The organism is Gordonia terrae, assembly GCF_051789125.1.
Lineage (GTDB): Bacteria > Actinomycetota > Actinomycetes > Mycobacteriales > Mycobacteriaceae > Gordonia > Gordonia terrae_A.
Genome location: NZ_CP196526.1, coordinates 2,138,710 through 2,164,547, shown reverse-complemented (window position 1 = coordinate 2,164,547; position 25,838 = coordinate 2,138,710). Strand labels below are relative to the sequence as shown.

Annotated in this window: 25 protein-coding genes and 2 tRNA genes; 7 read left to right on the top strand and 20 right to left on the bottom strand. The window is 67.3% G+C overall.

Annotated features, from left to right (window positions below):
* Positions 1 to 109: 109 nt before the first annotated feature.
* The 9 genes from ACSUZC_RS09800 to ACSUZC_RS09760 form a co-directional block, all read right to left on the bottom strand.
* Complete coding sequence (locus tag ACSUZC_RS09800; RefSeq protein ID WP_439032609.1) at positions 110 to 499, bottom strand: DUF4233 domain-containing protein; 390 nt, start codon at positions 497 to 499, stop codon at positions 110 to 112.
* Positions 496 to 2,016, bottom strand: coding sequence for a bifunctional tetrahydrofolate synthase/dihydrofolate synthase (gene folC, locus ACSUZC_RS09795; protein ID WP_439032608.1), 1,521 nt, complete (start codon positions 2,014 to 2,016; stop codon positions 496 to 498). Before folC ends, ACSUZC_RS09800 begins: the two co-directional genes overlap by 4 nt.
* Complete coding sequence (locus tag ACSUZC_RS09790; protein ID WP_439032607.1) at positions 2,013 to 4,709, bottom strand: valine--tRNA ligase; 2,697 nt, start codon at positions 4,707 to 4,709, stop codon at positions 2,013 to 2,015. The genes folC and ACSUZC_RS09790 overlap by 4 nt, the downstream gene beginning before the upstream one ends.
* Positions 4,710 to 4,778: 69 nt before the next feature.
* Positions 4,779 to 5,402, bottom strand: coding sequence for a molybdenum cofactor guanylyltransferase (mobA, locus tag ACSUZC_RS09785; RefSeq protein WP_439033066.1), 624 nt, complete (start codon positions 5,400 to 5,402; stop codon positions 4,779 to 4,781).
* 135 nt (positions 5,403 to 5,537) lie between these two features.
* Positions 5,538 to 6,818: an ATP-dependent Clp protease ATP-binding subunit ClpX gene (gene clpX, locus ACSUZC_RS09780; protein ID WP_439032606.1), complete on the bottom strand. Its 1,281-nt coding sequence runs from the start codon at positions 6,816 to 6,818 to the stop codon at positions 5,538 to 5,540.
* A gap of 294 nt (positions 6,819 to 7,112) precedes the next feature.
* Positions 7,113 to 7,811, bottom strand: coding sequence for an ATP-dependent Clp protease proteolytic subunit (locus ACSUZC_RS09775; protein ID WP_439032605.1), 699 nt, complete (start codon positions 7,809 to 7,811; stop codon positions 7,113 to 7,115).
* 63 nt (positions 7,812 to 7,874) lie between these two features.
* Positions 7,875 to 8,474: an ATP-dependent Clp protease proteolytic subunit gene (locus tag ACSUZC_RS09770; protein WP_439032604.1), complete on the bottom strand. Its 600-nt coding sequence runs from the start codon at positions 8,472 to 8,474 to the stop codon at positions 7,875 to 7,877.
* Between the two features lie 275 nt (positions 8,475 to 8,749).
* Positions 8,750 to 10,117 (bottom strand): trigger factor, encoded by a 1,368-nt coding sequence (tig, locus tag ACSUZC_RS09765; protein WP_439032603.1) that lies wholly within the window; start codon positions 10,115 to 10,117, stop codon positions 8,750 to 8,752.
* A gap of 89 nt (positions 10,118 to 10,206) precedes the next feature.
* Positions 10,207 to 10,280: transfer RNA gene (locus ACSUZC_RS09760), tRNA-Pro, on the bottom strand.
* Between the two features lie 195 nt (positions 10,281 to 10,475).
* Here ACSUZC_RS09760 and ACSUZC_RS09755 point away from each other — a divergent pair.
* A tRNA-Gly gene (locus tag ACSUZC_RS09755) sits at positions 10,476 to 10,549 on the top strand.
* 52 nt (positions 10,550 to 10,601) lie between these two features.
* On the opposite strand, the gene ACSUZC_RS09750 is transcribed toward ACSUZC_RS09755, so the two are convergent.
* Positions 10,602 to 10,856, bottom strand: coding sequence for a hypothetical protein (locus tag ACSUZC_RS09750; RefSeq protein WP_439032602.1), 255 nt, complete (start codon positions 10,854 to 10,856; stop codon positions 10,602 to 10,604).
* Positions 10,857 to 11,103: 247 nt separating this feature from the next.
* On the opposite strand from ACSUZC_RS09750, the gene ACSUZC_RS09745 reads away from it, so the two are divergent.
* Complete coding sequence (locus ACSUZC_RS09745; RefSeq protein ID WP_308192428.1) at positions 11,104 to 11,289, top strand: hypothetical protein; 186 nt, start codon at positions 11,104 to 11,106, stop codon at positions 11,287 to 11,289.
* 406 nt (positions 11,290 to 11,695) lie between these two features.
* Entirely contained in the window at positions 11,696 to 12,310 is a 615-nt protein-coding gene (locus ACSUZC_RS09740; protein WP_439033065.1) for a L,D-transpeptidase family protein, read from the top strand.
* Positions 12,311 to 12,407: 97 nt separating this feature from the next.
* On the opposite strand, the gene ACSUZC_RS09735 is transcribed toward ACSUZC_RS09740, so the two are convergent.
* The 4 genes from ACSUZC_RS09735 to ACSUZC_RS09720 form a co-directional block, all read right to left on the bottom strand.
* Positions 12,408 to 13,271: a PE-PPE domain-containing protein gene (locus ACSUZC_RS09735; RefSeq protein WP_439033064.1), complete on the bottom strand. Its 864-nt coding sequence runs from the start codon at positions 13,269 to 13,271 to the stop codon at positions 12,408 to 12,410.
* A 154-nt stretch (positions 13,272 to 13,425) separates the two neighbouring features.
* Positions 13,426 to 13,863 (bottom strand): homocitrate synthase, encoded by a 438-nt coding sequence (locus ACSUZC_RS09730; protein ID WP_439032601.1) that lies wholly within the window; start codon positions 13,861 to 13,863, stop codon positions 13,426 to 13,428.
* Positions 13,864 to 13,966: 103 nt separating this feature from the next.
* Positions 13,967 to 14,770 carry an Fpg/Nei family DNA glycosylase gene (locus ACSUZC_RS09725; protein ID WP_439032600.1) on the bottom strand — a complete coding sequence of 268 codons (804 nt, stop codon included), beginning with the start codon at positions 14,768 to 14,770 and terminating at the stop codon, positions 13,967 to 13,969.
* A gap of 3 nt (positions 14,771 to 14,773) precedes the next feature.
* The gene (locus tag ACSUZC_RS09720; RefSeq protein WP_439032599.1) at positions 14,774 to 15,253 is read right to left on the bottom strand and encodes a ribose-5-phosphate isomerase; all 480 of its coding nucleotides are present in this window, start codon (positions 15,251 to 15,253) and stop codon (positions 14,774 to 14,776) included.
* 94 nt (positions 15,254 to 15,347) lie between these two features.
* Between ACSUZC_RS09720 and ACSUZC_RS09715 the strand changes: the two genes are divergently transcribed.
* On the top strand, positions 15,348 to 16,373 hold the full coding sequence (locus ACSUZC_RS09715; protein WP_439033063.1) for a M48 family metallopeptidase: 1,026 nt from the start codon (positions 15,348 to 15,350) through the stop codon (positions 16,371 to 16,373).
* A 40-nt stretch (positions 16,374 to 16,413) separates the two neighbouring features.
* Here the strand turns inward: ACSUZC_RS09715 and ACSUZC_RS09710 are convergent, their stop codons facing one another.
* The gene (locus ACSUZC_RS09710) at positions 16,414 to 17,034 is read right to left on the bottom strand and encodes a DsbA family oxidoreductase (protein WP_439032598.1); all 621 of its coding nucleotides are present in this window, start codon (positions 17,032 to 17,034) and stop codon (positions 16,414 to 16,416) included.
* Positions 17,035 to 17,229: 195 nt separating this feature from the next.
* Between ACSUZC_RS09710 and ACSUZC_RS09705 the strand changes: the two genes are divergently transcribed.
* Complete coding sequence (locus tag ACSUZC_RS09705; protein WP_439032597.1) at positions 17,230 to 18,489, top strand: TetR/AcrR family transcriptional regulator; 1,260 nt, start codon at positions 17,230 to 17,232, stop codon at positions 18,487 to 18,489.
* Between the two features lie 10 nt (positions 18,490 to 18,499).
* Positions 18,500 to 21,082 (top strand): aminopeptidase N, encoded by a 2,583-nt coding sequence (pepN, locus tag ACSUZC_RS09700; protein WP_439032596.1) that lies wholly within the window; start codon positions 18,500 to 18,502, stop codon positions 21,080 to 21,082.
* Between the two features lie 3 nt (positions 21,083 to 21,085).
* On the opposite strand, the gene ACSUZC_RS09695 is transcribed toward pepN, so the two are convergent.
* The 3 genes from ACSUZC_RS09695 to ACSUZC_RS09685 all read right to left on the bottom strand — a co-directional run bounded on the left by ACSUZC_RS09695 (position 21,086) and on the right by ACSUZC_RS09685 (position 22,201).
* Entirely contained in the window at positions 21,086 to 21,553 is a 468-nt protein-coding gene (locus ACSUZC_RS09695; RefSeq protein ID WP_439032595.1) for a DUF5994 family protein, read from the bottom strand.
* Positions 21,550 to 21,954: a hypothetical protein gene (locus ACSUZC_RS09690; protein WP_004019601.1), complete on the bottom strand. Its 405-nt coding sequence runs from the start codon at positions 21,952 to 21,954 to the stop codon at positions 21,550 to 21,552. Before ACSUZC_RS09690 ends, ACSUZC_RS09695 begins: the two co-directional genes overlap by 4 nt.
* Before the next feature lie 61 nt (positions 21,955 to 22,015).
* Complete coding sequence (locus tag ACSUZC_RS09685) at positions 22,016 to 22,201, bottom strand: hypothetical protein (RefSeq protein WP_004019600.1); 186 nt, start codon at positions 22,199 to 22,201, stop codon at positions 22,016 to 22,018.
* A 301-nt stretch (positions 22,202 to 22,502) separates the two neighbouring features.
* On the opposite strand from ACSUZC_RS09685, the gene ACSUZC_RS09680 reads away from it, so the two are divergent.
* The gene (locus ACSUZC_RS09680; protein WP_004019599.1) at positions 22,503 to 23,567 is read left to right on the top strand and encodes a fatty acid desaturase family protein; all 1,065 of its coding nucleotides are present in this window, start codon (positions 22,503 to 22,505) and stop codon (positions 23,565 to 23,567) included.
* 12 nt (positions 23,568 to 23,579) lie between these two features.
* Here ACSUZC_RS09680 and ACSUZC_RS09675 read toward each other — a convergent pair whose 3' ends face one another.
* Together ACSUZC_RS09675 and ACSUZC_RS09670 are read right to left on the bottom strand one after the other, a co-directional pair.
* Positions 23,580 to 24,260 (bottom strand): response regulator, encoded by a 681-nt coding sequence (locus ACSUZC_RS09675; RefSeq protein WP_439032594.1) that lies wholly within the window; start codon positions 24,258 to 24,260, stop codon positions 23,580 to 23,582.
* Positions 24,257 to 25,816 (bottom strand): sensor histidine kinase, encoded by a 1,560-nt coding sequence (locus tag ACSUZC_RS09670; RefSeq protein WP_439032593.1) that lies wholly within the window; start codon positions 25,814 to 25,816, stop codon positions 24,257 to 24,259. Before ACSUZC_RS09670 ends, ACSUZC_RS09675 begins: the two co-directional genes overlap by 4 nt.
* Positions 25,817 to 25,838: the final 22 nt, after the last annotated feature.

The window sequence follows — 25,838 nt, the reverse complement described above, 5'->3', positions numbered from 1 at the left end:
CAACCGCCGAGCTCCGACGCACTTCGCCGGTAACGGTCCGGACACAGGTGTTGCGATCACCAAAGCCCGCCCCTGATCAACGCGAAGACACCTGGTCAGATGACCAGGATCAGTCGATCGGCTCCTGACCCGGGAGCATGCCGCGTTCCATCCGCTTCTCCACATCGGCCTTGATGTAGCGGATGTAGAGCCACACCGACCCGAAGATCACCCCGACCACCGCGATCGACCAGTGAAAGACACCTCCGACGATGAGCGCGACCTGCAGTGCCAGGTCGATGGTCAGGGCCTGCGGACGGCCCTGCATCCCGGCCGCCGCGATCATCGCCAGCAGGACCACCGTCAGGTAGCCGCCCGACAGCCATGTCAGACCATCGCCGAGACGCCACACGATGGGGAACGCCAGGATCACCACGATGACCTCGAGGATCATCGTCCCCGCCATCACGCCGCGCAGCCCCTTCCACGGATCGTTCGTGGGCGCGGTGTAACGGGTCATGAGGGTTCCTTACCGAAAAGTGTGCGCGCCGCACCGGCGGTGACGACAGAACCCGTGATGACGACACCGGCTCCCGACACCCGCTCACCGTCGGCTTCCTCGGCGAGCGCGATGGCCTGCTCGACCGCGTCGGGCAGGAACGGTGCGATGACCACACGCTCCTCGCCGAAGACCTCCCGCGCGTACTCGCCCAGTGTCTCGGGTTCGAGTGCGCGTGGCGATCCGTTGTCGGTGACGACCACCACGTCGAGTACCGGTTCCAGCGCTTCGAGCAGGCCGCGGGCGTCCTTGTCGCCAAGCACTCCGACGACCCCGACGATCCGGCGAAAATCGAACTCCTCGGCGAGCGCCTGCGCGAGGGCGCCGGCACCGTGCGGGTTGTGTGCCGCGTCGGCGAAGACCGTCGGCGCGCTGCGGAGCCGCTCGAGCCGACCCGGGTTGCCGACGGAGGCGAAACCCGAACGGACGGCATCGATGTCGAGTTGCCGATCGGGCCCCGCACCGAAGAACGCCTCGACCGCCGCGAGCGCGAGTGCGGCATTCGCCGCCTGATGTGCCCCGTGTAGCGGCACGAAGACCTCGTCGTAGACACCGCCGAGGCCCTGGATGCGCAGCATCTGACCCCCGACGGCGATGACCGAGTCGAGGACGGCGAACTCCGAGCCCTGTCGGGCGACGACGGTCCCGGCGTCGACGGCGGCACGCAGCAGGACCTCCATCACCTCCGGGGTCTGCTCGGCGATGACGGTGACGGGATCGACCGCACCGGGGGTGTCCGGCTCACCCGGCTTGATGATGCCCGCCTTCTCCCCCGCGATGGCGGTGAGCGTGTCGCCGAGGTAGTCGGCGTGATCCATCGCGATCGGCGTGATGACCGAGACCGCCGCGTCGATGACGTTGGTGGCGTCCCATCGGCCGCCCATACCCGTCTCCACCACGGCGACGTCGACAGGCGCCTCGGCGAACACGGCATACGCCATCGCGGTCAGAACCTCGAACTTGCTCATCCGCGGGCCGCCCGCGGCGGTGGACGAGTCGTCGACCATCGTGATGTAGGGCTCGAGTTCCCGATAGGTGTCGATATAGGTACGCGCGGCGATCGGCGTGCCGTCCACGGAGATCCGCTCGGTCACGCGCTGCAGGTGCGGACTCGTGATCCGGCCCGTCCGCCGGTGCAGCGCCGACATCAGCGCGTCGACCATCCGGGTCACCGAGGTCTTCCCGTTGGTTCCCGCGATGTGGATCGCCGGGTAACCGTGCTGCGGCGAACCGAGCAGATCCATCAGGGTGGCGATCCGCGTGAGCGACGGCTCGATCTTGGTCTCCGGCCACCTCGTGTCGAGTTCGGCCTCGACCTCGGCAAGTTCGGCCAGGTCATCGGCGCTGTCGGTCACCCGCAACGGGGCGGGGTCGCGCGGCTCGTCCGGCTCGTCGTCACCCAGGATGGCCGACAGACCCAGGGGGTCGTCGCCCACGACGGCGGGATCTTCTTCGGGGAAGCCCGATTCGTCGCTCACGCGCCGGCCAGACTCGCCAGCTTCGCGTTCAACCGCTCGACCTCTTCGGTCGCGATCCGCTGCCGGTCTCGGATCTTCGCGACGACGTGGTCCGGAGCCTTCGACAGGAACTGCTCGTTGCCGAGTTTCGCCGACGTCGTGGACAGTTCTTTCTCCGCCACCGCGAGATCCTTGGTGAGCCTCTTGCGTTCGGCCTCGACATCGACGGTGCCCGACGTGTCGATCGCGACGACGACGGTGGCCACGCTGAGCCGGACCTCGATGGTCGCGGTGGCGGTGAAACCGGGCCCGGCCGGGTCCAGGCGTGCCAGCGAGGCCACGTAGGGCAGAAGCGGTTCGAGACCGGCCTCGTTGAGGCCCTCGAACTGGACCGCGACACGCTGCCCGGGACGCAGCCCCTGGTCGCTGCGGAATCGTCGAACCTCGGTGATCAGCCGCTGCAGATCGTCGACGCGCGCGGCCGAATCCGTCGACCACTCGCGGCCGGACTGCGTCGGCCAGGACGCGATGACGAGCGACTCCCCGCCCGTGAGCGTCTTCCACAGCACCTCGGTGACGAACGGCATCACCGGCGACAGGGCGCGCAAGAGCGGCTCCAGCACCGCCCCGAGAACAAGCGATGTTGTCTCCGAGCGGGTGTCGTCGTTCTCAGCGAACTGCACCTTGGCGAGTTCGAGGTACCAGTCACACACCTCGTCCCACGCGAAGTGGTACAGGGCCTCACAGGCCTTCGAGAACTCGTACGACTCGAACCCGGCGTCGACATCGGCCAGTACCTGATCGAGCCGTCCGAGTATCCAGCGGTCGGCGTCGGTGAGTTCCGCGGCGTCGGGGAGCTCCCCCACCTTCGCGCCGTTCATCAGGGCGAACTTGGTGGCGTTGTACAGCTTGGTCGCGAAGTTGCGGGACGACTGCGCGTGATCCTCACCGACGGAGATGTCCGAGCCCGGGTTGGCCCCTCGCGCGAGCGTGAATCGCAGCGCATCGGCGCCGAAGCGCTCCACCCAGTCGAGCGGATCGATGCCGTTGCCCTTGGACTTCGACATCTTGCGACCGTGCTCGTCGCGCACCAGTCCGTGGAGGAAGAGGTTGTGGAACGGGATCTCGTTGCCCGGTCCCAGGTCCTTGCCCACATACGTGCCGAACATCATCATGCGCGCCACCCAGAAGAACAGGATGTCGTAACCGGTCACGAGAACCGAAGTGGGATAGAACTTCTCGAGGTCGGCCGTCTGATCCGGCCATCCCATCGTCGAGAACGGCCAGAGCCCCGAGGAGAACCAGGTGTCGAGGACATCGGTTTCCTGGACGTATCCCTCGGGAGCTTCGTCGTCGGGGCCGACACACACGACCTCGCCGTCGGGTCCGTACCAGATCGGGATGCGGTGACCCCACCAGAGCTGTCGGGAGATACACCAGTCGTGCATGTCGTCGACCCACGCGAACCAGCGCGGTTCCATCGACTTCGGGTGGATCAGCGTCGACCCGTCCCGGACGGCGTCGCCCGCCGCGGCGGCCAGCGAGGAGACATCGACCCACCACTGCATCGACAGCCGCGGTTCGATGGGCTCGCCGGTGCGCTCGGAATGTCCGACACTGTGCAGGTACGGACGCACCTCCTTGACGATCCGACCCTGCGCGGCCAGCGCCTCACGCACCTTGACCCGCGCCTCGAACCGGTCCATGCCGTCGAATTGCGTTCCCGTGTCGGCGATTCGCGCCGATGCGTCCATGATCGTGGGCATGGGCAGGTCGTGCCGCTGACCGAGGGCGAAGTCGTTGGGGTCGTGCGCGGGTGTGATCTTCACTGCGCCGCTGCCGAATTCCGGATCCACATAGTCGTCGGCGACGACGGGGATCATCCGGTCGAGGAACGGGTGTGGCAACTCGGTCCCGACCAGGGCTGCGTATCGCTCGTCGTCGGGGTGCACGGCGACGGCGGTGTCACCGAGCATCGTCTCCAGACGCGTCGTCGCGACGACGATGTGCGGTTCGGAATCGTCGAGCGATCCGTACCGGAAGCTGACCAGCTCGCCCTCGACGTCGGCGTAACTCACCTCGATGTCACTGACCGCAGTCTTGAGCACCGGTGACCAGTTGACGAGACGCTCCGCCTGATAGATCAGGCCGTCGTCGAACATCTTCTTGAAGACCGTGTGCACCGCGCGCGACAGACCTTCGTCCATGGTGAAGCGTTCACGCGTCCAGTCGACGCTGTCGCCGAGGCGGCGCATCTGCTCGCCGATGTTGCCGCTGATCTCCGCCTTCTCCGCCCAGACCCGTTCGATGAACGCCTCCCGGCCGAGATCGTCGCGCGTTTTGCCCTCGGCGGCGAGCTTGCGCTCGACCATCGTCTGCATCGCGATCGCGGCATGGTCCATCCCGGGCAGCCACAGCACCTCGTAACCCTGCATGCGACGGCGACGCGAGAGCGCATCCATCAACACGTGCTCGTAGGCGTGTCCCATGTGCAGTGAGCCGTTGACGTTCGGCGGCGGGATCACGATGGAGAACGGCGGCTTGTCGCTCGCCGCGTCCGCGGTGAAGTATCCGGCGTCCACCCAGCCCTGGTAGAGCGACGCCTCGTGGTCAGCGGGGTCCCAGGACTTGGGCAGCCCGGTCTCGGGCACGGCAGTCCGGGTCGACGCTGTCTCGGGCGCAGATGTCTGGTCGGGTGATGTCACGGCCGCCATTCTATGTTTCCGCCGGGCACCCCCTCGCCCGGGACCCGTCGGCGTCGGGCCGGGACCCGCCGGCGGCTGTCAGCCCGCCGACACACGCAACCTGTGCAGGTCCTCCGGCGCGTTGACGTTGACGAGCCAGTCGGGGTCGGACACCCCCACCCGGTGGGTGTTGAGGGCTTCGATCGCACCGAGCATGCGTCGTTCTCCCCCGGCCACGATGTCGGCGATCACCGGTCCGGCATCTGTTCGGTACACGCCGGCCATCGGGTGGTCGCGCTGCGCATCGTGGGCGATGACGGCCTGGGTGGACCCGGTCAGGCCGCGACACAGTTCGTCGATCAGTTCGCCTGCGATGAGCGGCATGTCCGTGGCGCACACGAACGCGTACTCGGCACCGGCGGCAGCGGCTGCGGCGAGTCCGGCGACGAGGCCGCCGAGCGGACCTGCTCCCTCCTGCTCATCGGTCACCCACCGCACCTTCGACGAATCGATACCCGGTGCCGCCCGGTCCCGGATGTCGTCGATACCGCGGAACGCCGCCGACGACTCTCCGGCGACCACCAGAACCGGGTCACAACGCTGCGCCACCACGCGCACGACCCGGGCCAGCATGGGTTCGCCCTGCCAGTCCAACGCGGCCTTGTCGCTTCCCATACGCCTCGAGCGTCCGCCCGCCAGGATGATTCCCGCGAGCCCCGACATGTCCGTTCCCGTGTGTTCCGTCACAGCGTCCAGTGTGCGGGATCAGCGGCGCCGACGGGGCGAGATCGACATTCACGAGAAATCCCCGCCCGGGTACCGGACGGGGATTTCTCGTGGCTCGAAAGCGCCTGCGCCTCAGGCGGTCTTGTCGCGACGCTCGTCGCTGGAGGGCTTGCGCGGAACGATGGTCGGCAACACGTTGTCGCGCACCGTCTCCCCGGTGACGACGACCTTCTCGACATCGTCTCGGCTCGGGATGTCGTACATGACCGGGAGCAGGACTTCTTCCATGATCGCGCGCAGGCCGCGGGCACCGGTGCCGCGGTGGATCGCCTGGTCGGCCACGGCCTCGAGCGCGTCCTGGGTGAACTCGAGCTCGACGTTGTCCATGTCGAACAACCGTGTGTACTGCTTGACCAACGCGTTCTTCGGCTCGGACAGGATGCTGACGAGCGACTTCTTGTCCAGGTTGGTCACAGATGCGACGACCGGCAGTCGGCCGATGAACTCCGGGATCAGACCGAATTTGATCAGGTCCTCCGGCATCACGTCCGCGAACTGGTCGGAGGTGTCGACCTCGTCCTTGCTGGCGACCTCCTGGCCGAAGCCGAGTCCGCGCCTGCCGACACGCTCGGACACGATCTTCTCGAGACCGGCGAACGCGCCGGCCACGATGAACAGCACGTTCGTCGTGTCGATCTGGATGAACTCCTGGTGCGGATGCTTGCGACCGCCCTGGGGCGGCACGGACGCCTGCGTACCCTCGAGGATCTTCAGCAGTGCCTGCTGGACACCCTCGCCGGACACGTCACGCGTGATCGACGGGTTCTCGCTCTTGCGAGCGATCTTGTCGACCTCGTCGATGTAGATGATGCCCGTCTCGGCACGCTTCACGTCGTAGTCGGCGGCCTGGATCAGCTTCAGCAGGATGTTCTCGACATCCTCCCCGACGTAACCCGCCTCGGTGAGCGCGGTGGCGTCGGCGATCGCGAACGGGACGTTCAACATCTTCGCCAGGGTCTGGGCCAGGTACGTCTTGCCGCACCCGGTGGGCCCGAGCATGAGGATGTTCGACTTCATCAGCTCGACGGTCTCTCCAGTGCGGGCGTCTTTCTTCTCCCCCGCCTGGATGCGCTTGTAGTGGTTGTAGACCGCCACTGCCAGCGTCCGCTTCGCCGTGTCCTGACCGATGACGTACTTCTCGAGGAAGTCCCGGATCTCTGCCGGCTTGGGCAGCTCGTCGAGTTTCACGTCGCCGTTCTCGGCGAGCTCCTCTTCGATGATCTCGTTGCACAGGTCGATGCACTCATCGCAGATGTACACGCCGGGACCGGCGATGAGCTTCTTCACCTGCTTCTGGCTCTTGCCGCAGAAAGAGCACTTGAGCAGGTCGCCGCCATCTCCGATTCGTGCCATCTCGCGCTGTACCTACTTCCTCGTTGCCGACTGTCGTGTCTCGTCCGTCGCGTCGCACGCAGCCGGGCATGGGTCATTTGATCGACATCGCCGATGCCCAGTAACCCGACGGTACCCGCGTGCCGCTCGAACTTCGACCGATAAGGCCAAATGTCGCGACAGAAAATCAGCGGGACTTCTGTACTGGTTGCTGGAGATTCGTCGCCGAGAGTTGTCGCCGAGAGATCGTGGCGGACGAATCGTCTACAAGGTTCCGTCACCGGAGCCGTGGCCGCCGCGAGGACGGCCGACGGATCACGAGCGCTTCATCGACTTCTTGCGGTACTCGAAGACCTCGTCGATGATGCCGTACTCCTTGGCCGCAGCCGCGGTCAGGATGTTGTCGCGGTCGGTGTCCTTGCGGATCTTCTCCTTGTCCTGGCCGGTGTGGCCGGAGAGGATCTCGTCGAGACGATCGCGGATGCGCTCGATCTCGGCCGCCTGGATCTCGAGGTCGGAGACCTGACCCTGGTAGGCGCCACCGGTACGGGGCTGGTGGATGAGCACGGTGGCGTTCGGCAGAGCCGCACGCTTCCCGGGCGTTCCGCCGGCCAGCAGGATCGCCGCCGCGGAGGCCGCCTCGCCGAGGCACACGGTGACGATGTCGCAGTGCACGTACTGCATCGTGTCGTAGATGGCGAGCATGTCCGGCACGCTGCCGCCGGGCGAGTTGATGTACATGGTGATGTCGCGGTCGGGGTCCTGCGACTCGAGGACGAGCAGCTGCGCCATGACGTCGTTGGAGACGACCTGGTCGATCGGCGTGCCCACGAACACGATCCGCTCTTCGAAGAGCTTCGCGTACGGGTCGTACTGACGCTGGCCGTTGGGGGTGTGCTCGATGAACTGCGGGAGGATGTAGCGCGCTTCGATGTTCTTGAGCGCCAAGGCCGATGAGGGGATTCCGGCGGCGACCTCGGCGGGCATGCCGTCGAAGGAAAGGGAGTTGGTCATGTGTTGCTCCATTGAGTAGAGGTGGCTCGTAGGTGGCTGGATCGCGCGATCACCGGCTGTGGGTCACTCACCCGGGCGCGAGATCACCTTGTCGACGAAGCCGTACTCCTTCGCCTCCGCGGCGGTGAACCACTTGTCACGGTCCGCGTCGGCTTCGATCTTCTCGAGCGGCTGACCGCTGAACTCGGCGTTGAGCCGGTTCATCTCCTTCTTCGTCAGCGCGAACTGCTCGGCCTGGATCGCGATGTCGGCGGCGGTGCCACCGATACCCGCGGACGGCTGATGCATCATGATCCGCGCGTGCGGCAGGGCATGGCGCTTGCCCTTGGTGCCGGCGGCGAGGAGGAACTGGCCCATCGAGGCGGCCATGCCCATGGCGTACGTCGCGACGTCGCACGAGGCGAGCTGCATGGTGTCGAAGATCGCCATGCCGGCGGTCACAGAGCCACCGGGCGAGTTGATGTAGAGGTGGATGTCCTTCTGCGGGTCCTCGGCGGCCAGCAACAGGATCTGCGCGCACAACCGGTTCGCGATCTCGTCGTCGACCTGGGTGCCCAAGAAGATGATGCGTTCGCGCAGCAGACGCTCGAACACCGAATCGGTCAGGTTCAACCCAGCCACACCCGAACTCATCGCGGGTGTGTGGATGGTCGGCTCACTCACGGATTCCTACCTTTGCCTTGTTGTCTTGACCTGTGCGACACCGAAGAGGGTGAGGCACACGCTTCCGATCTGTCTGATGACGTCCTCACCGACACTAACCAATGCGGACCCGCCGACAGTCCCGAGGACACGCCTATTCGCTGAGAGCAGAACCACGGTCGCCACCATGAACGACCGATGCACAGTGGCGGACCGGCGGCACCGCCGGACGCCAATCGCCGGCCCTCGGAGAGGACCGGCGATTGGACGGGACGGAATTGCGAACGGGCGGCCGATCAGTTGTCGGCGTCGGCACCCTCGGCGTCGTCGGCGGACTCATCGTCCTTGCCGCCGAAGTACTCCGAGGTGTCGACGGTCGCACCGTTCGAGTCGGTGACGGTGACGTCGCCGACGATGCTCGCCAGCGACTTGCCGCGACGCACGTCGGCGTAGACGGCGCCGACCTGGTTGGCCTGGGTCAGCTGCTGGATGAACTCCTGCGGCTGCATGCCGTATCGCTGCGCGGTGAAGATGATCTGCTGGGTCAGCTCGTCCTGGCTGACCTCGGTGTCCTGCTGATCGGCGATCGCGTCGAGCAGCAGCTGCTGCTTGACCGACTTCTCGGCCTCCTCGCGGGTCTCGGCGTCCCACTCCTCGCGCGTCTTGCCCTGCGCCTCTAGGAACTTGGCGACCTGCTCGTCGTCGTGACCGAGAGCGTGGATCACCTGATGCTGCTGCCCTTCGACCTCTTCGTCGACGACCTTCTCGGGCAGTGCGATCTCGACGGTCTCGAGCAGCTTGTCGAGCACGGCGTCGCGGATCTTGTTGGCCTGCTCCAACTTCGCCGACTGCTCGACACGCTCGGCGAGGCTGGCCCGCAGCTCCTCGACGGTGTCGAATTCGCTGGCCATCTGGGCGAACTCGTCGTCGACCTCGGGAAGCTCGCGCTCCTTGACCGACTGAACGGTCACCTTCACGAGCGCCTCCTCACCGGCGTGGTCGCCGGCGACGAGCTTGGTGGTGAACTCCTTGTCCTCGCCGGCCTTCAGACCGATGAGCGCCTCGTCGAGGCCGTCGATGAGCTGGCCGGAGCCGACCTCATGGGACAGGCCCTCGGTGGTCGCCTCCTCGACGGTCTCGCCGTCGACGGTCGCAGCCAGGTCGATGGAGACGAAATCACCGTTCTCGACTCCGCGTTCGACGCCCTTGAGGGTGCCGAAGCGGGCACGCAGCCCTTCGAGCTGCTCGTCGACGGCTGCCTCGTCGACCTCGATCGCGTCGACCTCGACCGACAGGGTCGAGTAGTCGGGCAGGGTGATCTCGGGACGGACGTCGACCTCGGCGGTGAAGGTCACCGACTCGCCGTACTTCAGCTCCGAGAGATCGATCTCGGGCTGGCCGATGGCCTTGGTCTCGGTCTCGGCGACAGCCTCGGAGTACTTCGCCGGGATGGCGTCGTTGACGACCTGAGCGAGGATCGAGTCGCGTCCGACGCGGGCCTCGATCAGCTTGGCGGGCGCCTTGCCCGGACGGAAACCGGGAATCCGGATCTGCTGGGCCAACGACCGGTAGGCCCGGTCGAAGTCTGCCGACAGCTCCTCGAAGGGGACCTCGACGTTGAGCTTCACTCGGGTCGGGGTGAGTTGCTCGACAGTGCTCTTCACGCCTGAATACTCCTTATATCTGCGTTGGCAGCGAAAGTTCGGTTTCGGCAGCCGTCTTCCGGGTGACCGGGTCGGCCACAACGATCAAGTCGGGATGACAGGATTTGAACCTGCGACCCTCCGCTCCCAAAGCGGATGCGCTACCAAGCTGCGCCACATCCCGCGGTCCGAACACGCGTTGGCAGCCCGTAGGGCGACCGCGCATCAGGGCCAACAGAAGATAGTACGTGCCGCATCCGTCGACTCCACGCACGGGTGCCCGAAGCGGGGCACGGCCGACCCCGATTTCGAATCCGGCACACCTACCGGTACAGTCTGTCAACGCACACGGCTCCGGATTCCCGGTCCGTACGCGAACGCGGGTGTAGCTCAATGGTAGAGCCCTAGTCTTCCAAACTAGCTACGCGGGTTCGATTCCCGTCACCCGCTCCACCAGGCCCGGAGGCATCACGCCTCCGGGCCTTCTGTGTTCCGGGGCGTCAGGTCAGCTCGCGGCGGGCGGTTCGGTCTCGGGAGGCCAGGGCGGCGCCTCGTACTCGTAGGTGATCTCGGGTGCCGGTTCTTCGGCGGGATGCCCGGGCGGAGCGGGATCTCCCGGACCGGTGGAGACGATCGGCGGTGGGCACGGCGCGAACTGCCCGTTGCCGAGCGACATCGTGCAGGGCTCGGCATCGGTGAGGCCTGCGCTCCCGATGAATGCCGCGATGGTGAATGTCAGTATTGCCAGGAGTCGGGTCATCGACTTTCCTCACTGTGGGTCGCCCCTCTTTCCGGAGAGGCGTCTGGACGTGACAGCACTCCTCTCCGTCGTCGAGCTGCGGACACTGCTTCATCTGACGGTCCTCCTCCCCGTGGGCGGCACGCCGCGAACCATTCCTGATGTCTCAAAACCCACTCCGAGTCCTCTGACCGGACCACACCGGGACGGGCCACAGGCGCCGTGAGCAGCGGTGTGATCCACGCCACATCGCGCGTACCCTGAAGCCATGTCTTCCAGCCATTCCAAAACCCAGCGCAGATGCCAGTCCTGCGGCGCCCCCCTCTACCTCCGTCGCGATGTCACCGAGTCCGAAGCAGGCATAGGTCGTGTGGATGTGATGCTCGTCTGCCGCGACGAGGCCTGCGCACAACCCGCGCGTCACCTCAGAACGGAACATCCGCAACCCGCATGATCCGAGGCGGGCCGACACATGACGACGCCCGTCAAAGGCCAAGCACCAGTGGGACAAACGACCCGCTTGACACTGCGGCCACGCCGACGATGATGGTCCGAACCGGCTCCTCTACATCGATGCGCCTCCAGCTGTGATGACCGTCACAGTGTTGCCCCCATGCCGCCGTCACCTCGGGTTTTTGCCACGTCGTAGTCGCACTTCGTGATCGTGGGGTCAGTCGTCGGGCCCGACACCTTGGACCGTCGGCAACGGTTGTGTAACGATGGATTCGCGCTCAGGCCGATGCGCGGCCTTTCCATCGAACCGAAGGTACGACCACGTGAATTCTCAAGTGCCGACCCCGCGGACAGTCCGCCGCCGCTCGGCTCGACGACTCACCGCAGTCGTCGTCGGCGTTCTGGCGATGGCCCTCGCGCTGCCCGGAGTCGCCAACGCCGTCCCGGTCACGGTCATCCCGGGCCTGCCGCCCGTCGAACTCCCCGCCATCCCCGGCCTGCCGACGCCCCCGGCGCCGAGCACCCCCGAAGCTCCGCAGCCGCCGTCCTCGACCACCACCGAGGAGAAGCCGGCCGACCCCGCGATGCCGAACGTGAAGACATCGACCGGGTACGTCGCCCTCGCCGATGACGCCACCCACACCATCACCTGGTGGCACAACGGCAAGGTCGTGCAGAAGATGCCGATCTCGATGGGCTCGGACAAGAACCCGACCCCGAACGGCGTCTACCACACCAAAGAGAAGTACCGCGACATGTACATGGACTCGTCCACGTACGGCGTCCCGGTCGATTCCGCCGAGGGTTACCGCACCTACGTCGAGTACGCGACCCGTATGTCCTGGGACGGCATCTTCATCCACGCCGCCCCCTGGTCGGTCAATCAGCAGGGCCGCAGCAATGTGAGTCACGGCTGCATCAACGTGACCACCGAGTACGGCAAGTGGGTCTACGACAACGTTCCGCGCGACACCCCGATCGTCGTTCGCAACACCATCGGCCCGAAGTACCAGGGCACGTAGGTCGAACACCACAGTCATCCGACGAGGGCCGGTCACCGCGAGGTGACCGGCCCTCGTCGTCGGGTCCCGGCTTGCTCCGTTCCGGATTAGCCGCACACTAGGCCGCGACGAGACCGCCGAACGTCGCCTGGACCTGGAGCCACTGCGCGATCACCTGACATCCCGTCGACGCCGGATCGGTGACGGACGCCCGTCGGTACGGTTCCGAGCAGTAACAGGTGTGCCGGCCGCCCCGCGTGTTGACCACTCGCACGCCGCTGACGCGGATCACCGACGGGAGGTAGCAGCGGACCTCGCCCCAGGCCGAAGCCACTCGGCGCATGTCACGTCGCCACTGGGACGGACGGACCGATGTGCGCCGAGCATTCTGGAAGCTGTTCGCGCGCATCACCGTCCATGCGCTGCTCCCCCACCGGTCGAGCGCCGCGAGAGTCATGCCACCGGTGAGGTCGGCGATGTCGCGGACGAACGAATCGGCGCCGGCGTTGCAGATCATGTCGTCGGGCGCACCGACCCAGTGCACCGGCACCCCGCGTGGCAGGTCGACACCCGGACCTGCCACACCCCATCCTCCACAGCCGGGAACGACGCCGGGCGGCTGATGCGGATCGGCGACGAGACCCACGCCGAGGATTCTGTCCAGAACCGGCGACCCGTCGGCTCCCAACTCGGCGAGCGCGGCGCGGATGACCACCGCGCCCTGCGAGTAGCCCACCAGTGCCACGGGTCCCGGCGAGTCGGCCAGTGCGCGGCGCAGGCGGTCCGCCCCCATCGCCACGCTCTGCGTGAAGCTCATACCGTCGCGGTGCGGCGCAGGCCCATAGCTCGCGGGATAGGCGATCCATCGGCAGTCGAATCGATCGTCGAGTTCGTCGGCCACCGCCGCGAGCAGACCGGTGACCTGTGTCCGGGTGTCATCGATATGGGATTCTCCCGTGCCGCCGACCACGAGCACGGTGATCCGTGGCGCGACGCCCGTGGCTTTCGCGACGGGGTTACCGAGGGATGGACTCCGCTGACATTGCTGCACATCATCCAGAGTGGCAAGTCCACATGTGATCAGCCCGCGTCTACCGCTGAAAGATCACTGAGTTTCGGCGCGGATCAGCCCCTGCTCACGATGCCCGGGCGGGCGGCGGCTTGGCCACGTAGTCGGCGGTCTCGATGATCGCGATGAAGAAGCCGCTGCCCTCGATCACGTTGGCGCTGTGCACGAGACCGGCGGGGATGTAGATGCTCGCCGGTGCCTCGACCTCGTAGACCTCGTCGCCGAGGGTGATCTCGTAGACGAGGTGGTCGAGAGACAGCAGGATGTTGATCTCCGCGCAATCGTGTACGTGCGGCTCGCAGTAGTCGCGCGAGGCGGCCGACACGGCCCGCATCTCATGTGCGACCACACGCTTCTCCGCCTCCGGGAAGATGTTCTCTCCCGCGAGCACGCGCCGGGTGATCGGCGCGTCCGCCGCACCGTGGAACGGCACGTCCTTGAGCGGCGACACCTCCCCGCGCGAGATCAGTCCGGCGTGAGACCGGATGCTTTCGCTGATTGTCACACTGCCCCCCTGGTTCATCCCGACCGTCGCGCGAGGACAGACCTCGCGGCTCGGTTAGATGCTACTGAGGTTCGCCTAACCACACCTACCCGGCCGAGGCCGGTCAGGTCTGGCAGACGGGGCACCAATAGAGATTCCGGGCCTCCAGCTCCGCGACCTGGACGGGCGTCCCACAGATCCGACACGGCTCTCCGGTCCGCCGGTACACGTAGGTCCGCGGACGATTCGGAGCGTAGGACGGAGCCCCGTGATCGTCCTCCGGGCGCATCACGTGGATGCGGCCGCGACGGACACCGACCTTCATCAGGTCGACCAGGTCCGCCCACAGTTCGTCGAATTCGCTTCGGAGAACACGTTTTCCGGGGCGCATCGGATCGATCCCCGCACGGAAGAGGATCTCGGCGCGATAGACGTTGCCGATGCCGGCGATGACCTTCTGATCCATGAGCAGTGCACCGATCGGTCGCGTCGAGCGTGAGATGGCGACCCATGCCCGCTCGGGGTCGGCGTCGCGCCGAAGGGGGTCGGGGCCCAGCCGGGCAATGAGCGCTTCGAGGTCTGCGGGGTGGTAGATCTCACAGGCGGTGGGGCCGCGGAGATCGGTTCCTGCAGACTCGCCCTCGATACGGAGACGTACCTGACCGATCGGTTCCGGGAGAGGGACGGTCAATTCGGTGAAGGACCCGTAGAGCCCGAGATGGATGTGGATCAGCTTCTCGACGCGACCGTCCCGGTACCGGTGCACGAGGTGTTTGCCCCACGCCTCGGCGGCGTGGAACCGCATCCCGTCCACCTCGGCGGCGCCGTCGGCGAAGCGGCCCTGCGGACTGCTCACACGAACATCCTGCCCGCCGAACAGACGTTTCTGCCGGCGGGCGAGGCGGTGGAGAGTGTGACCTTCGGGCACCGGTCAGGCCGGTGCTCCCGGTACCGGCGGCGCCTGGCCGGTCCGCTCGTACTCGGCGAGGATGTCGATTCGCCGCTGATGGCGCGCCTCGTCCGACCACGGCGTCGCGATGAACGCATCGACGATGGCCAGCGCCTCCTCGGTCGAGTGCATGCGGCCACCGATGCCGATCAGCTGGGCATTGTTGTGCTGGCGGGCGAGCTGTGCGGTCTCGACGCTCCAGGCCAGGGCGCATCGGGCGCCGGGGACCTTGTTGGCGGCGATCTGTTCGCCGTTGCCGCTGCCGCCCAACACGATTCCCAGGCTCCCGGGGTCGGCGACGGTGCGGGCCGCGGCGTCGATGCAGAACGCCGGGTAGTCGTCGGCGGGATCCATCACGTGTGCCCCGCAGTCCACCACCTCATGGCCCGCGGCCTTCAGATGGTCGGCGATCTGGTTCTTGAGTTCGAATCCGGCATGGTCGGCACCGAGATAGACACGCATGGCGCCACTATAGATTGACAACGTGGACACGCCCCCGCCCATCCCCCGCGAGCCCGACCCGCCGGTTCAGGCCTCAGCGGGCGGGAACACCGAGATCACTGCCCGGGTGCATCGCGCCGCGGGCCGGTCGGCGCCGATACCGAACGTCCCCGGTCTGGCCGACCCGCCGCCTCCCGGCCCCGCCGATCCGAACAGACGATGGCTGCGGCCGGCACAGTACGCGGTCCGTCCTCGGCTGCACCCCTGGGAGATCCCCACTCTGGTCGTCGTGGTGGCCGCGACGATCCTGGGGTACGGGGCGGTCATCGCCCTCGTCGCGACGGGCACCCTTGATCAGCTCTTGTTGGGCACGTTGATCTTTCCGGTCCTGCTGTTCGTGATCCGCGGCCTGACCTACGCCTCACCGCGGGTGAACGGAGTTCAGATGACCCCGACGCAGTTCCCCGACGGACACCGCATGGTCGTCGAGGCCGCCGCCCGCTTCGGACTCGAATACGTACCCGACGCCTACGTCGTCCTCGGCAACGGCGCGATCAACGCCTTCGCCTCCGGCCACGGCTTCCGTCGGTTCGTCGTCGTGTACTCAGACCTCTTCGAGGTCGGCGGCGCCGCCCGAGACCCGCAAGCACTGGAGTTCATCATCGGGCACGAGGTGGGCCACATCGCTGCCGGACACACGTCGTACTGGCGGCAGTTGTCGACGATCGTCGGCATGAACATCCCCGTCCTGGGCGCCGCGCTGTCGCGGGCGCAGGAGTACAGCGCCGACAACTACGGCTACTACGCCCGGCCCGCCGGTGCACCCGGCGCCATCGGGGTCCTGGCGGCCGGCAAGTACATGCTGTCGGCGGTCGACTTCGATCAGTTCGCCGACCGCGCGACCCATGAGCGCGGATTCTTCACGTTCCTCACCAACGCGATGTCCTCTCACCCGGTACTGACCTGGCGCGCTGCGGCGCTGCGCGACCGCAGCCGGCCTGGGGCGATGCTGCTGCGTCCGCGCCGGATCGTGCGTGGGGTCGGCAGCGGGAACGTGGTGGCGGTACCACCGCCACCACATCCGGCCGGGCTCGTCCCCGGTTCGCTGCCCAACGGAATCGAACCCCCACCACGGTTCTGATCCGCGCACCGCACTCCCGCGCGAGCGGGCGTCGAGTGTGTCAGTCGAACTGCGGGTCCTCGTTGCGACTGCGCTTGAGTTCGAAGAAGTGCGGATAGGACGACAGGGCCAGCGCACCGTCCCACACCCGACCCGCGTCCTCCCCACGAGGGATTCGTGACAGGACCGGCCCGAAGAAAGCGACGTCGTTGACGTGGATGGTCGGGGTGCCGACGTCGTCGCCGACCTTGTCCATGCCCGCGTGATGACTCTTCCGGATGGCGTCGTCGAACTCGTCGCTGTCTGCGGCCTCGGCCAGTGACGCGTCGAGCCCCACCTCGGCGAGAGACCCCGAGATCACCTCGTCGAAGTCCTTGATGCCGTCGTTGTGGATCCGGGTGCCCATCGCGGTGTACAGCGGCGCCAGGATCTCATCGCCCCGCTGCGCGGCCGCCGCGGCGATGACCCGTACGGGACGCCAGGCGTGCTTGAGTCCCTCGCGGTACTCCTCGGGGATGTCCTTGCCCTCGTTGAGGACGGCGAGGCTCATGATGTGGAAGTTCACGTCGATCGGACGGACCTGCTCCGCCTCGAGGATCCAGCGGGAGGTGATCCAGCACCACGGACACAGCGGATCGAACCAGAAGTCGACGCGATCGGTGGTCTGGGACTGCTCTGACATGAAACGTCCTCTCGGAGTCGCTGACACGATGAGTCCGGCGCCGAACCGGCGACGCCGTCGGTCGAGGTCAACATACCCCTGCCGGGAAGTGTTCCCGGCGATGTCCGGACCCCCGGTGACCTGTGGACACACACGCCCGACGGCCATGACGATGTGAGATGGTGCAGGGGCCGTCGACGAACAGGACCTGGATCGATGCCGTCTACCCCGCCCCTTCCGGAGGAGCCCGCCCTCCGCCCGGGCGCACACGAGGGCAGCCAGGGTCCGCGATCGGAGCAGATCGTCCGCGCCGCGACTCGACTCTTCCAGGACACCGGGTATCGGAACGTCGGCATCGAGCAGATCGGCGCTGCCGTCGGCCTGACGGGTCCGGCCGTCTACCGTCACTTCCCGAGCAAACACGACATCCTGGTGCAGGCCCTGGCGACGCAGGTCGACCTTGTCGAGGGACTCGTGACCGACGCGATCACCCGGGGCCGCTCCCCCGCCGAACGGCTCTCGCAGTTCCTCGACGGGATCGGCCACCTCGCGGCGCATCACGACGTCTCCACCCTCTGGCGTCGCGAGCAACATCATCTCCAGCCGGACGAATCCGGCTCCATGCGAGACAGTTTCGTGCGTCTGAGCGACCGGTTGTCCGCGATGATCGCCGACACTCGACCGCAGGTGAGCCCGGACCAGGCGGAGCTCCTCGGGGCCGCGGTGCTGAGTGTGTATTCCAACACCTCCGAGATGCGCGGTTCGCTTCCACCGGCTCGGCTCATCCAGATCCAGCGCGCGGTTGCCGACGCGATCATCGCGTGCGATCTACCGGCGGGCCCCGACCCCGGACGTGCCGGGGAGCATGTCCGGAGACGACGCCGTCCGTCAGCCCGCCGCGAACGCATCCTCGATGCAGCAGCGCAGCTGTTCTCCGAGCGCGGCTTCCACGACGTACGCATCGACGAGATCGCCCGCGCGGCCGACGTCTCGGTGGCCACCCTGTATCAGGAGGTGTCGGGAAAGGCCGAGGTCCTACGCGCCGTGTTGTGGCGTGGGGTCGACGGCATCATGTACGTGTCCACCCATGCACTGGCCGATGTCCCCGACGCCGACACCCTCGATGCGCTGATCGACGTGTTCGTGGAGTACTCACTGGGCGTCCACGGCCGCATCATGGCCGTGTTCACCCGCGACCTCATGTACCTGCCCGAGTCCGATCAGGCGCGGTTGCGCGCCGCGCAGCTCGACCATCGGGCGCTGTGGATCGATGCGATCCGGTACGGCGATGCCTCGTTGTCACCAGCGGACGCCAACGCCCTCGCGCAGGCGCTGTTCGGGTTGACCGCTGAGGTGTTCGAGTCGCCACGGCTTCGTGCCAGGGCAGGGATCATCGCCGAGGTGGGTGCGCTGGCACGAGCCGCTCTCGCGCCGGCCGGACTCGGCCGGCCCTCGCCGAGTCCATCACCTGGATAAGCTGGCCTGCGTGACTGCCCCCAACCTCACCAGAGACCAGGCCCGCCAACGCGCAGCGATTCTCGACGTGTCGAACTATCGCATCGAGCTCGACCTCACCGACGGTGCCGGCGCACCCGGCACCGAGACCTTCCGGTCGACGACGACGGTCACGTTCTCCGCGACCGAGGGCGCCGACACGTTCATCGACCTCGTCGCGCCGACCCTGATCTCGGCGACCCTCAACGGCACCGACCTCGACGTCGCGGGTTTCGACGAATCCGTCGGTATCCCGTTGTCGGGGCTGGCCGCCGACAACACACTCACCGTCGTCGCCGACTGCGCGTACTCCAACACCGGCGAGGGCCTGCATCGGTTCGTCGATCAGTCCGACGACTCGGTGTATCTGTACTCGCAGTTCGAGACCGCGGACGCCAAGCGGATGTTCGCCTGCTTCGATCAGCCCGATCTCAAGGCGACCTACACGCTGACCGTCACCGCTCCCGAGGACTGGAAGGTCATCTCCAACGCGGCTCACGAGGACACACCCGTGACCGGCGGGGTCCACCGCTTCCGCGAGACCGCACCGATGAGCACCTACCTCGTCGCACTGATCGCCGGTCCGTATGCCGAGTGGACCGACGTCTACTCCGACGAGCACGGTGATGTCCCGCTGGGGATCTACTGCCGCGCATCGCTGGCCGAGTACATGGACGACGAACCCCTGTTCACCGAGACCAAACAGGGATTCGCGTTCTACCACAAGAACTTCGGCATCCCCTACGCGTTCGGGAAGTACGATCAGCTCTTCGTCCCCGAGTTCAACGCGGGTGCGATGGAGAACGCGGGTGCCGTCACCTTCCTCGAGGACTACGTGTTCCGGTCCCGGGTCACCAAATACCTCTACGAACGCCGCGCCGAGACCGTCCTGCACGAGATGGCCCACATGTGGTTCGGCGACCTCGTCACGATGCAGTGGTGGGATGACCTGTGGCTCAACGAGTCCTTCGCGACCTTCGCCTCGGTACTGTGCCAGTCCGAGGCGACCGAGTACACCAGCGCCTGGACCACCTTCGCCAACGTCGAGAAATCATGGGCCTACCGGCAGGATCAGCTGCCCTCGACCCATCCCGTCGCCGCGGACATCCCCGACATCGCGGCTGTCGAGGTCAACTTCGACGGCATCACCTACGCCAAGGGCGCCTCGGTACTCAAGCAACTCGTCGCCTACGTCGGCCTCGAGGACTTCCTCGCCGGGCTGCGTGACTACTTCGCCGCGCACCGGTTCGGCAACGCCACGTTCTCGGATCTGCTGGGCGCACTGGAGAAGTCGTCGGGACGAGACCTGTCGGACTGGGGCGACCAGTGGTTGCGGACCACGGGCATCAACGTCATGCGACCCGATTTCGAGGTCGACGACACCGGCGCCTTCACCCGGTTCACCATCGTCCAGGACGGTGCGGCGCCGGGTGCCGGTGAGACACGCGTCCACCGGATGCGCGTCGGGATCTACGCCGACAACGGATCGGGTGCGCTCGAGCAGTCCCACAGCGTGGAACTCGACGTCGAAGGCGAACGCACCGACGTCTCCGAGCTCGTCGGGGTGGCGCGTGGAGACCTGGTTCTGCTCAACGACGGTGACCTGACCTACGCGTCGGTGCGGCTCGACCCGGAGTCACTCGCCACCGCCACCAGTCGGATCGGCGACATCACCGACCCGATGCCGAGAACTCTCGTCTGGTCGGCGGCGTGGGAGATGACGCGGCAGGCCGAGATGCGGGCCCGCGACTTCGTCGAACTGGTTCAGCGCGGGATCGCCGCGGAGACCGAGATCGGTGTGGTCCAACGAGTTCTGCTGCAGGCGACGACCGCACTGGACTCGTACTCGGATCCGGCGTGGGCGTCGTCGACCGGCCGGCCCGGTTTCGGTGCGCGGATGCTGGAGCTCGCGCGCGCTGCAGAACCCGGCTCCGACCATCAGCTCGCCTTCGTCAGCACCTGGCTCGCGGGCGCGCTGAACGACGATGAGATCGACGTGGCCCGTGCGCTGCTCGACGGTGCCGCCCCCGAGGACCACGAACTCGGTGGACTCGCGGTCGACACCGACCTGCGCTGGAAGCTCGTGACCGCGCTGGCGACCGCCGGGGCCATCGACCCCGACCCGTCGTCGACACCGCTGATCGATGCCGAGGCCGAGCGCGACAACACCGCGACCGGTACCCGTTCGGCGGCATTGGCTCGGTCCGCACGTCCACTGCCGGAGGCCAAGGCGGACACCTGGACTCGCGCCATCGAGGACGACACCCTCTCGAACGTCTACACCCGCACCATGATCGGCGGCTTTGCCCGGCCTGGCCAGGCCGAACTGCTCGAGCCGTACGTCGAGAAGTACTTCGACGCCGTGCCCGAGGTGTGGGCGCGTCGATCCAGTGAGGTCGCACAGACGGTTGTCGTCGGCCTGTATCCCAGCTGGGCGATGTCGCAGCGAGCTCTGGACCTGGCCGAGGAGTTCCTCGCCGCGGACCACCCGCCCGCCCTCAAGAGACTGATCTCCGAGGGCCGCGACGGTGTGGCGAGGTCGCTGCGGGCACGCGCCCGCGACGCCGAGGGCTGAGCCCTACCGCGGCGTCGGGACCCGGGTGGGACCGGCGTCGGCGTGGCTACCGGCGAGAGTCTCCGACGACTCGATGTTGTCCGGCGACGCGGCGCGCGCCATCACGGCGCGCGCCGTCTCGGGGTCGGTGTCCGCACCGATCAGGGTGACCGACAGCGTTCCACCCGGGCCCATGAAGCGGACGATGCCCGGTGTCCATGCCCCGAAACCCTCCAGGCGCACCGTGTCCCCGTTGCAGGTGGTCTTGCCCGCGGCGGGCGCATCCCAGTCGACGAGGTGATAGCCGACGCGTTCGAGTCGCGTCAGTCGGCGGCCGACGGAGCGGGCGATCGCCGGCAGTTCCGTGGCGAGATCGTGCGTCTCCGGCCACCACGCACCATCGACCGAGCCACGGGCCGAACCCTCGGGTTTGAGTGAGAAGCGTTCGGCCTCCGGGGATTCGACGGCCGCGGTTGCGGCTTCGGCGTTCATCGGCTGGCCAGCGGGTGTCGCCAGTTGCGTGCAGATCCGGCCCGGTGCGGCGCCCCGGACGATGCCGCGGGAACTGCCGACTGATGGTGGGTCCGTTCACTCTCGTCGCTGTCGTATGCGGCCACGCGCTGTTCGGAGCGTTTCAGGTCGCGCCGGGCCGCTCGTCCGCGGCGCGAGGACCGTCGGGCCCCGGCCAGGATCAGGGCGAGACCGAGCATGCCCACGGCCCCCAGGACGACTCCGTGGAGGAGCAGGGTCCCGGTGGTTCCGGTGACGTGATAGCCGAAGACGGCGAAACTGTCGGACGGCAATGCGTGTGCACTTCCGTTGTTGGCGAGGAACCCCACCACGGTCGCGATCACTGCCGCGACGAGGATGACGACCCCGATGATGACCGTCATGACGGCCCCTTTCGGTTGCCCCGGCGGCACACGTTCGTCGCCGGGAGAATTGTGCTGGCGCTCAACGCGATAGCGAGCTGCTGATGATCTGGTCGTTCTCGAGTTCGGTGACGGCGTTCACGACGAGCGCGCGCACCTCGTGGAGCATGGCGACGAGTTGCGCGTCGAGCCCACTGTCGCCGACGCCCTCGGTCAGACGTTCGTTGAGCCGGCGGGCGATCGGCGGGAGATCCATACGCGCGGACATCAGCGTGCTCGCGACTGTGGGGACGGATTGATCATGTGACTGCCTGACTCCGCCGCAAACGGGTGCGGTCGGAGGGCCGGTGCTGTGGGCGGTGATTCCGCCGGACTCGTCCCGGTCCCGTCTCTCGAGTGTACGCCTCCTTCGAGATCGCGAAGCCGGCGCCGGATGGGATGCGGCCATCTCTGGCATACTGGAGCTGCCACCGTGACCCTCGACGTCCGGTTCATGACTTTCGTGACACGCCCCGGTCTCCGACGACTGACGGCGTAATCGGCACCGACAGAAGGCCATGAGGCCCCCGATGTCCCCCACCGACGCCTCCACCGCCGGCAGCACGAAATTCGTGAGTTCCTATACGGATCTGGCCGCGGAGGTCCGCGAGTCCGGCCTCCTCGACCGCCGGCGCGGTTTCTACGCCTACCGGATCACTCTCACCGTCCTCGCGTTCCTGGCTGTGTGGGCGCTCGTCGTCGTCCTCGGCGAGACGTGGTGGCAACTCGCGCTCGCGGTCGTGGCCGCGGTGATCAGCGCCCAGTTCGGGTTCCTGGGCCATGACGGAGCCCACCGGCAGATGTTCTCCTCTCCCCGTGCGAACGACTGGGCGGCCCGACTGCTCGCGGCCGCGGGAGCGGGCCTGTCGCTGCACTGGTGGCGCAACAAGCACAACCGGCATCACCGGGCCCCCAATCAGATCGGCGTCGACCCCGACATCGCGGACGGTCCCATCGCATTCGTGCCCGAATACGCGGCCGCCCGCACCGGTTTCCGTCGCTGGTTCGCACGCCGTCAGGGCTGGCTCTTCATCCCGTTGCTGACGCTGGAGGGAGTGTCCCTGCACATCGCCAGCATCCAGGGTCTGACCGCGCGGACGCCGATACCCCACCGCGCCCTGGAGATCGGTCTCATCGTGCTCCGCCTCGGTCTCGGTTTCGCGGTGCCGTTCCTCGTGATGACGCCGGTTCAGGCGGTGTGCTTCATCGCTGTCGCGCTCGGCGTCTTCGGAACGCTGCTCGGCGGCGCGTTTGCGCCGAACCACAAGGGAATGCCGCTGGTGCCCAAGGACTTACGTGTCGACTTCCTGCGTCGCCAGGTGCTCATGTCGCGCAATGTCAGGGGCGGTCTGTTCACCGATGTGATGATGGGCGGCCTCAACTACCAGATCGAGCACCACCTGTTCCCGAGCATGCCGCGACCCAACCTGCGAAAGGTCCAGCCACTGGTGCGCGCCCACTGCGCACTGCACGGCGTGACCTACACCGAGACCTCCCTGGTCGCCTCGTACGGCATCGTCATCCGCTATCTGAACCAGGTGGGTCTCGGCCACCGCGATCCGTTCACCTGCCCCCTGGTGCGCACCTACCGCTGACCGTCGAAGTCGTCAGCGCCGCCGCCACCGATAGCGCACCTGCGGCCTGCCCGCCGAGCCGTACTGGGTGTCGCGTTCGAGGACTCGGTCGTCGGCGAGACGCTCCAGGTATCGCCACGCCGTGACCCGCGAGGAACCGAGCGCGCGGGCCACCTCCGATGCGGTGAGCCCGTCGGGACTGTCGCGGACGGCCCGGCTCACGGCGTCCTCGGTCTGCGGAGCGGCGCCCTTCTTCGCCGAGCGTCGCGTGTCGCTCGTCCGCAGTTCGGCCAGCGCCCGGTCCACATCCCGTTGACTGACCGCGTCGGCATCGCCGGTGAGCGCCTCGCGGTACCGCAGGTACTGTTCGATCTTCTCGCGGAACGCCGCGAACGTGAACGGCTTCAGCAGGTAGAGCAGCACCCCGCGGGACATCGCGCTGCGGACGGTCGCCAGATCACGCTGAGCGGTGATCGCGATGACGTCGGGGGCCGGACGCACCCCCGACAGTGCCGAGGCCAGGTCGACGCCGCGGGCGTCCGGTAGGCCGAGGTCGAGGAGCACCAGGTCCACGGGCTCGGTGTTGGCCACCCGCAGCGCCTCCTGCGCAGTGGAGACCACGTCCACCACCTCGAACCCCCCGAGACGCGCGAGATAATCCCGGTGCGCCTCGGCGATGACCGGCTCGTCCTCGACGACCAGGACGCGGATCATCGGCCGTCCTCCGCGGCCTCGGCACGCAGACGCACCGCGATGACCGATCCGTAGGTGTTCTCGGCGGTCATCGAACCGTGGTGCCTGGCGACGACCTGTGACACCAGCGCGAGGCCCAGTCCACGTCCCGCGTCGTCGCCGCCCGACTTCGTCGAATAACCGCGCGTGGTCGCCAGGGCGAACAGTTCGTCGTCCATGCCTGCGCCGCTGTCGGCGACGACGATGTCGAGCGTGCGGTCGTCCCCTACGACGGTGACCTCGACCCAGGGGTCGTTCGGGTCGCAGGCGTCGAGCGCGTTGTCGATGAGATTGCCCACGACGGTGATCATCTCCCCCGGCGACAGGATCTGCGTGGAGGTGTCGCTCACCTGCGAGTCCTCGGTGAGTGTGAGCGGGATTCCGCGTTCGGCCGCCTGCGCGGTCTTGCCGAGCAGCAGGGCCACGAGCGCGGGTTCGGCCACCGCCTGGGTCATCCGATCGATGAGTTGCTGGGACAGTTCGAATTCCGTCGTCGCCAGCCGGATCGCCTCGTCGGGCCGGCCCATCTCCACCAGCGCCACGATCGTGTGCAGACGGTTGGCCGCCTCGTGTGCCTGCGAACGGAGCGCCTCGGCGAACCTCGTCATCGAATCCAGTTCCCCCATCGCCTCGGACAACTCGGTCCGATCGCGGATGGTGATCACCGACGACCGTCGACGACCGGACACCGGGGACCGGCTCACCAGCAACACCCGGCCGCGGTCGGCGTACAGCTCGTCGGAGATCTCACCGCGGTCGGTGAGGAACGACGGGAGCTCTCGTGCCGGTGTGTCGGCCCCGATGCCCAGAAGGCGTTGCGCCTCCTCGTTGACGAGTGCGGGACGTCCGTCCTCCACCACGACGAGCCCCTCGCGGACGGACCGCAGCACGGCGTCGTGATGGTCGTACATCAACCGGAGCTCGTCGGGGGCCAGACCGCCGGTCTGCCGCAGCAGGCGACGGCGAATCCACCAGATGCCCGCCACGGCGGTCGCGAGGGCCGCGAGCGCGGCGAGTGCGATCAACGGCAGCTGACCACGCCAGGCCGACGTCAGCGTGCGTTGCGTGATCCCCGCGGCCACCATCCCCACCACCGTCCCGTCCGCGGTGCGGACGGGAACGATCGTGCGTATCGACGGCCCGAGTGTTCCGGTGTAGTTCTCGGTGATGGTCTGCCCACGGAGCGCCGCGTCGATGGTCCCCAGGTACGGCTCACCGATCCGACCGGGGTCGGTGTGGGTGTAGCGGGTGCGGTCCGGTGCCAGCACGGTGATGAACGCGATCCCGGTCTGTGCGCGCACGCGTTCGGTCACCGGCTGGAGCACCGTGCTCGGGTCCGGGGACGTCAGTGCGGCGACGGTCGACGGCGACTCCGCGAGGCTGACGGCCACCGCGGTCACCTCCGCCCGCGCGGCTCGGTCTCCGTCGATGCGCGCGTCGACGGCCGCGAGGATGCTCTCGGCGGCGACGACGATCACGAAGACCGCCAGCGCGAGTGCCGCCGCCTGGCCGGCCAGCGTCCGCGGATACCACCGCACCCGTTCCGACCTCGTTCCCTGT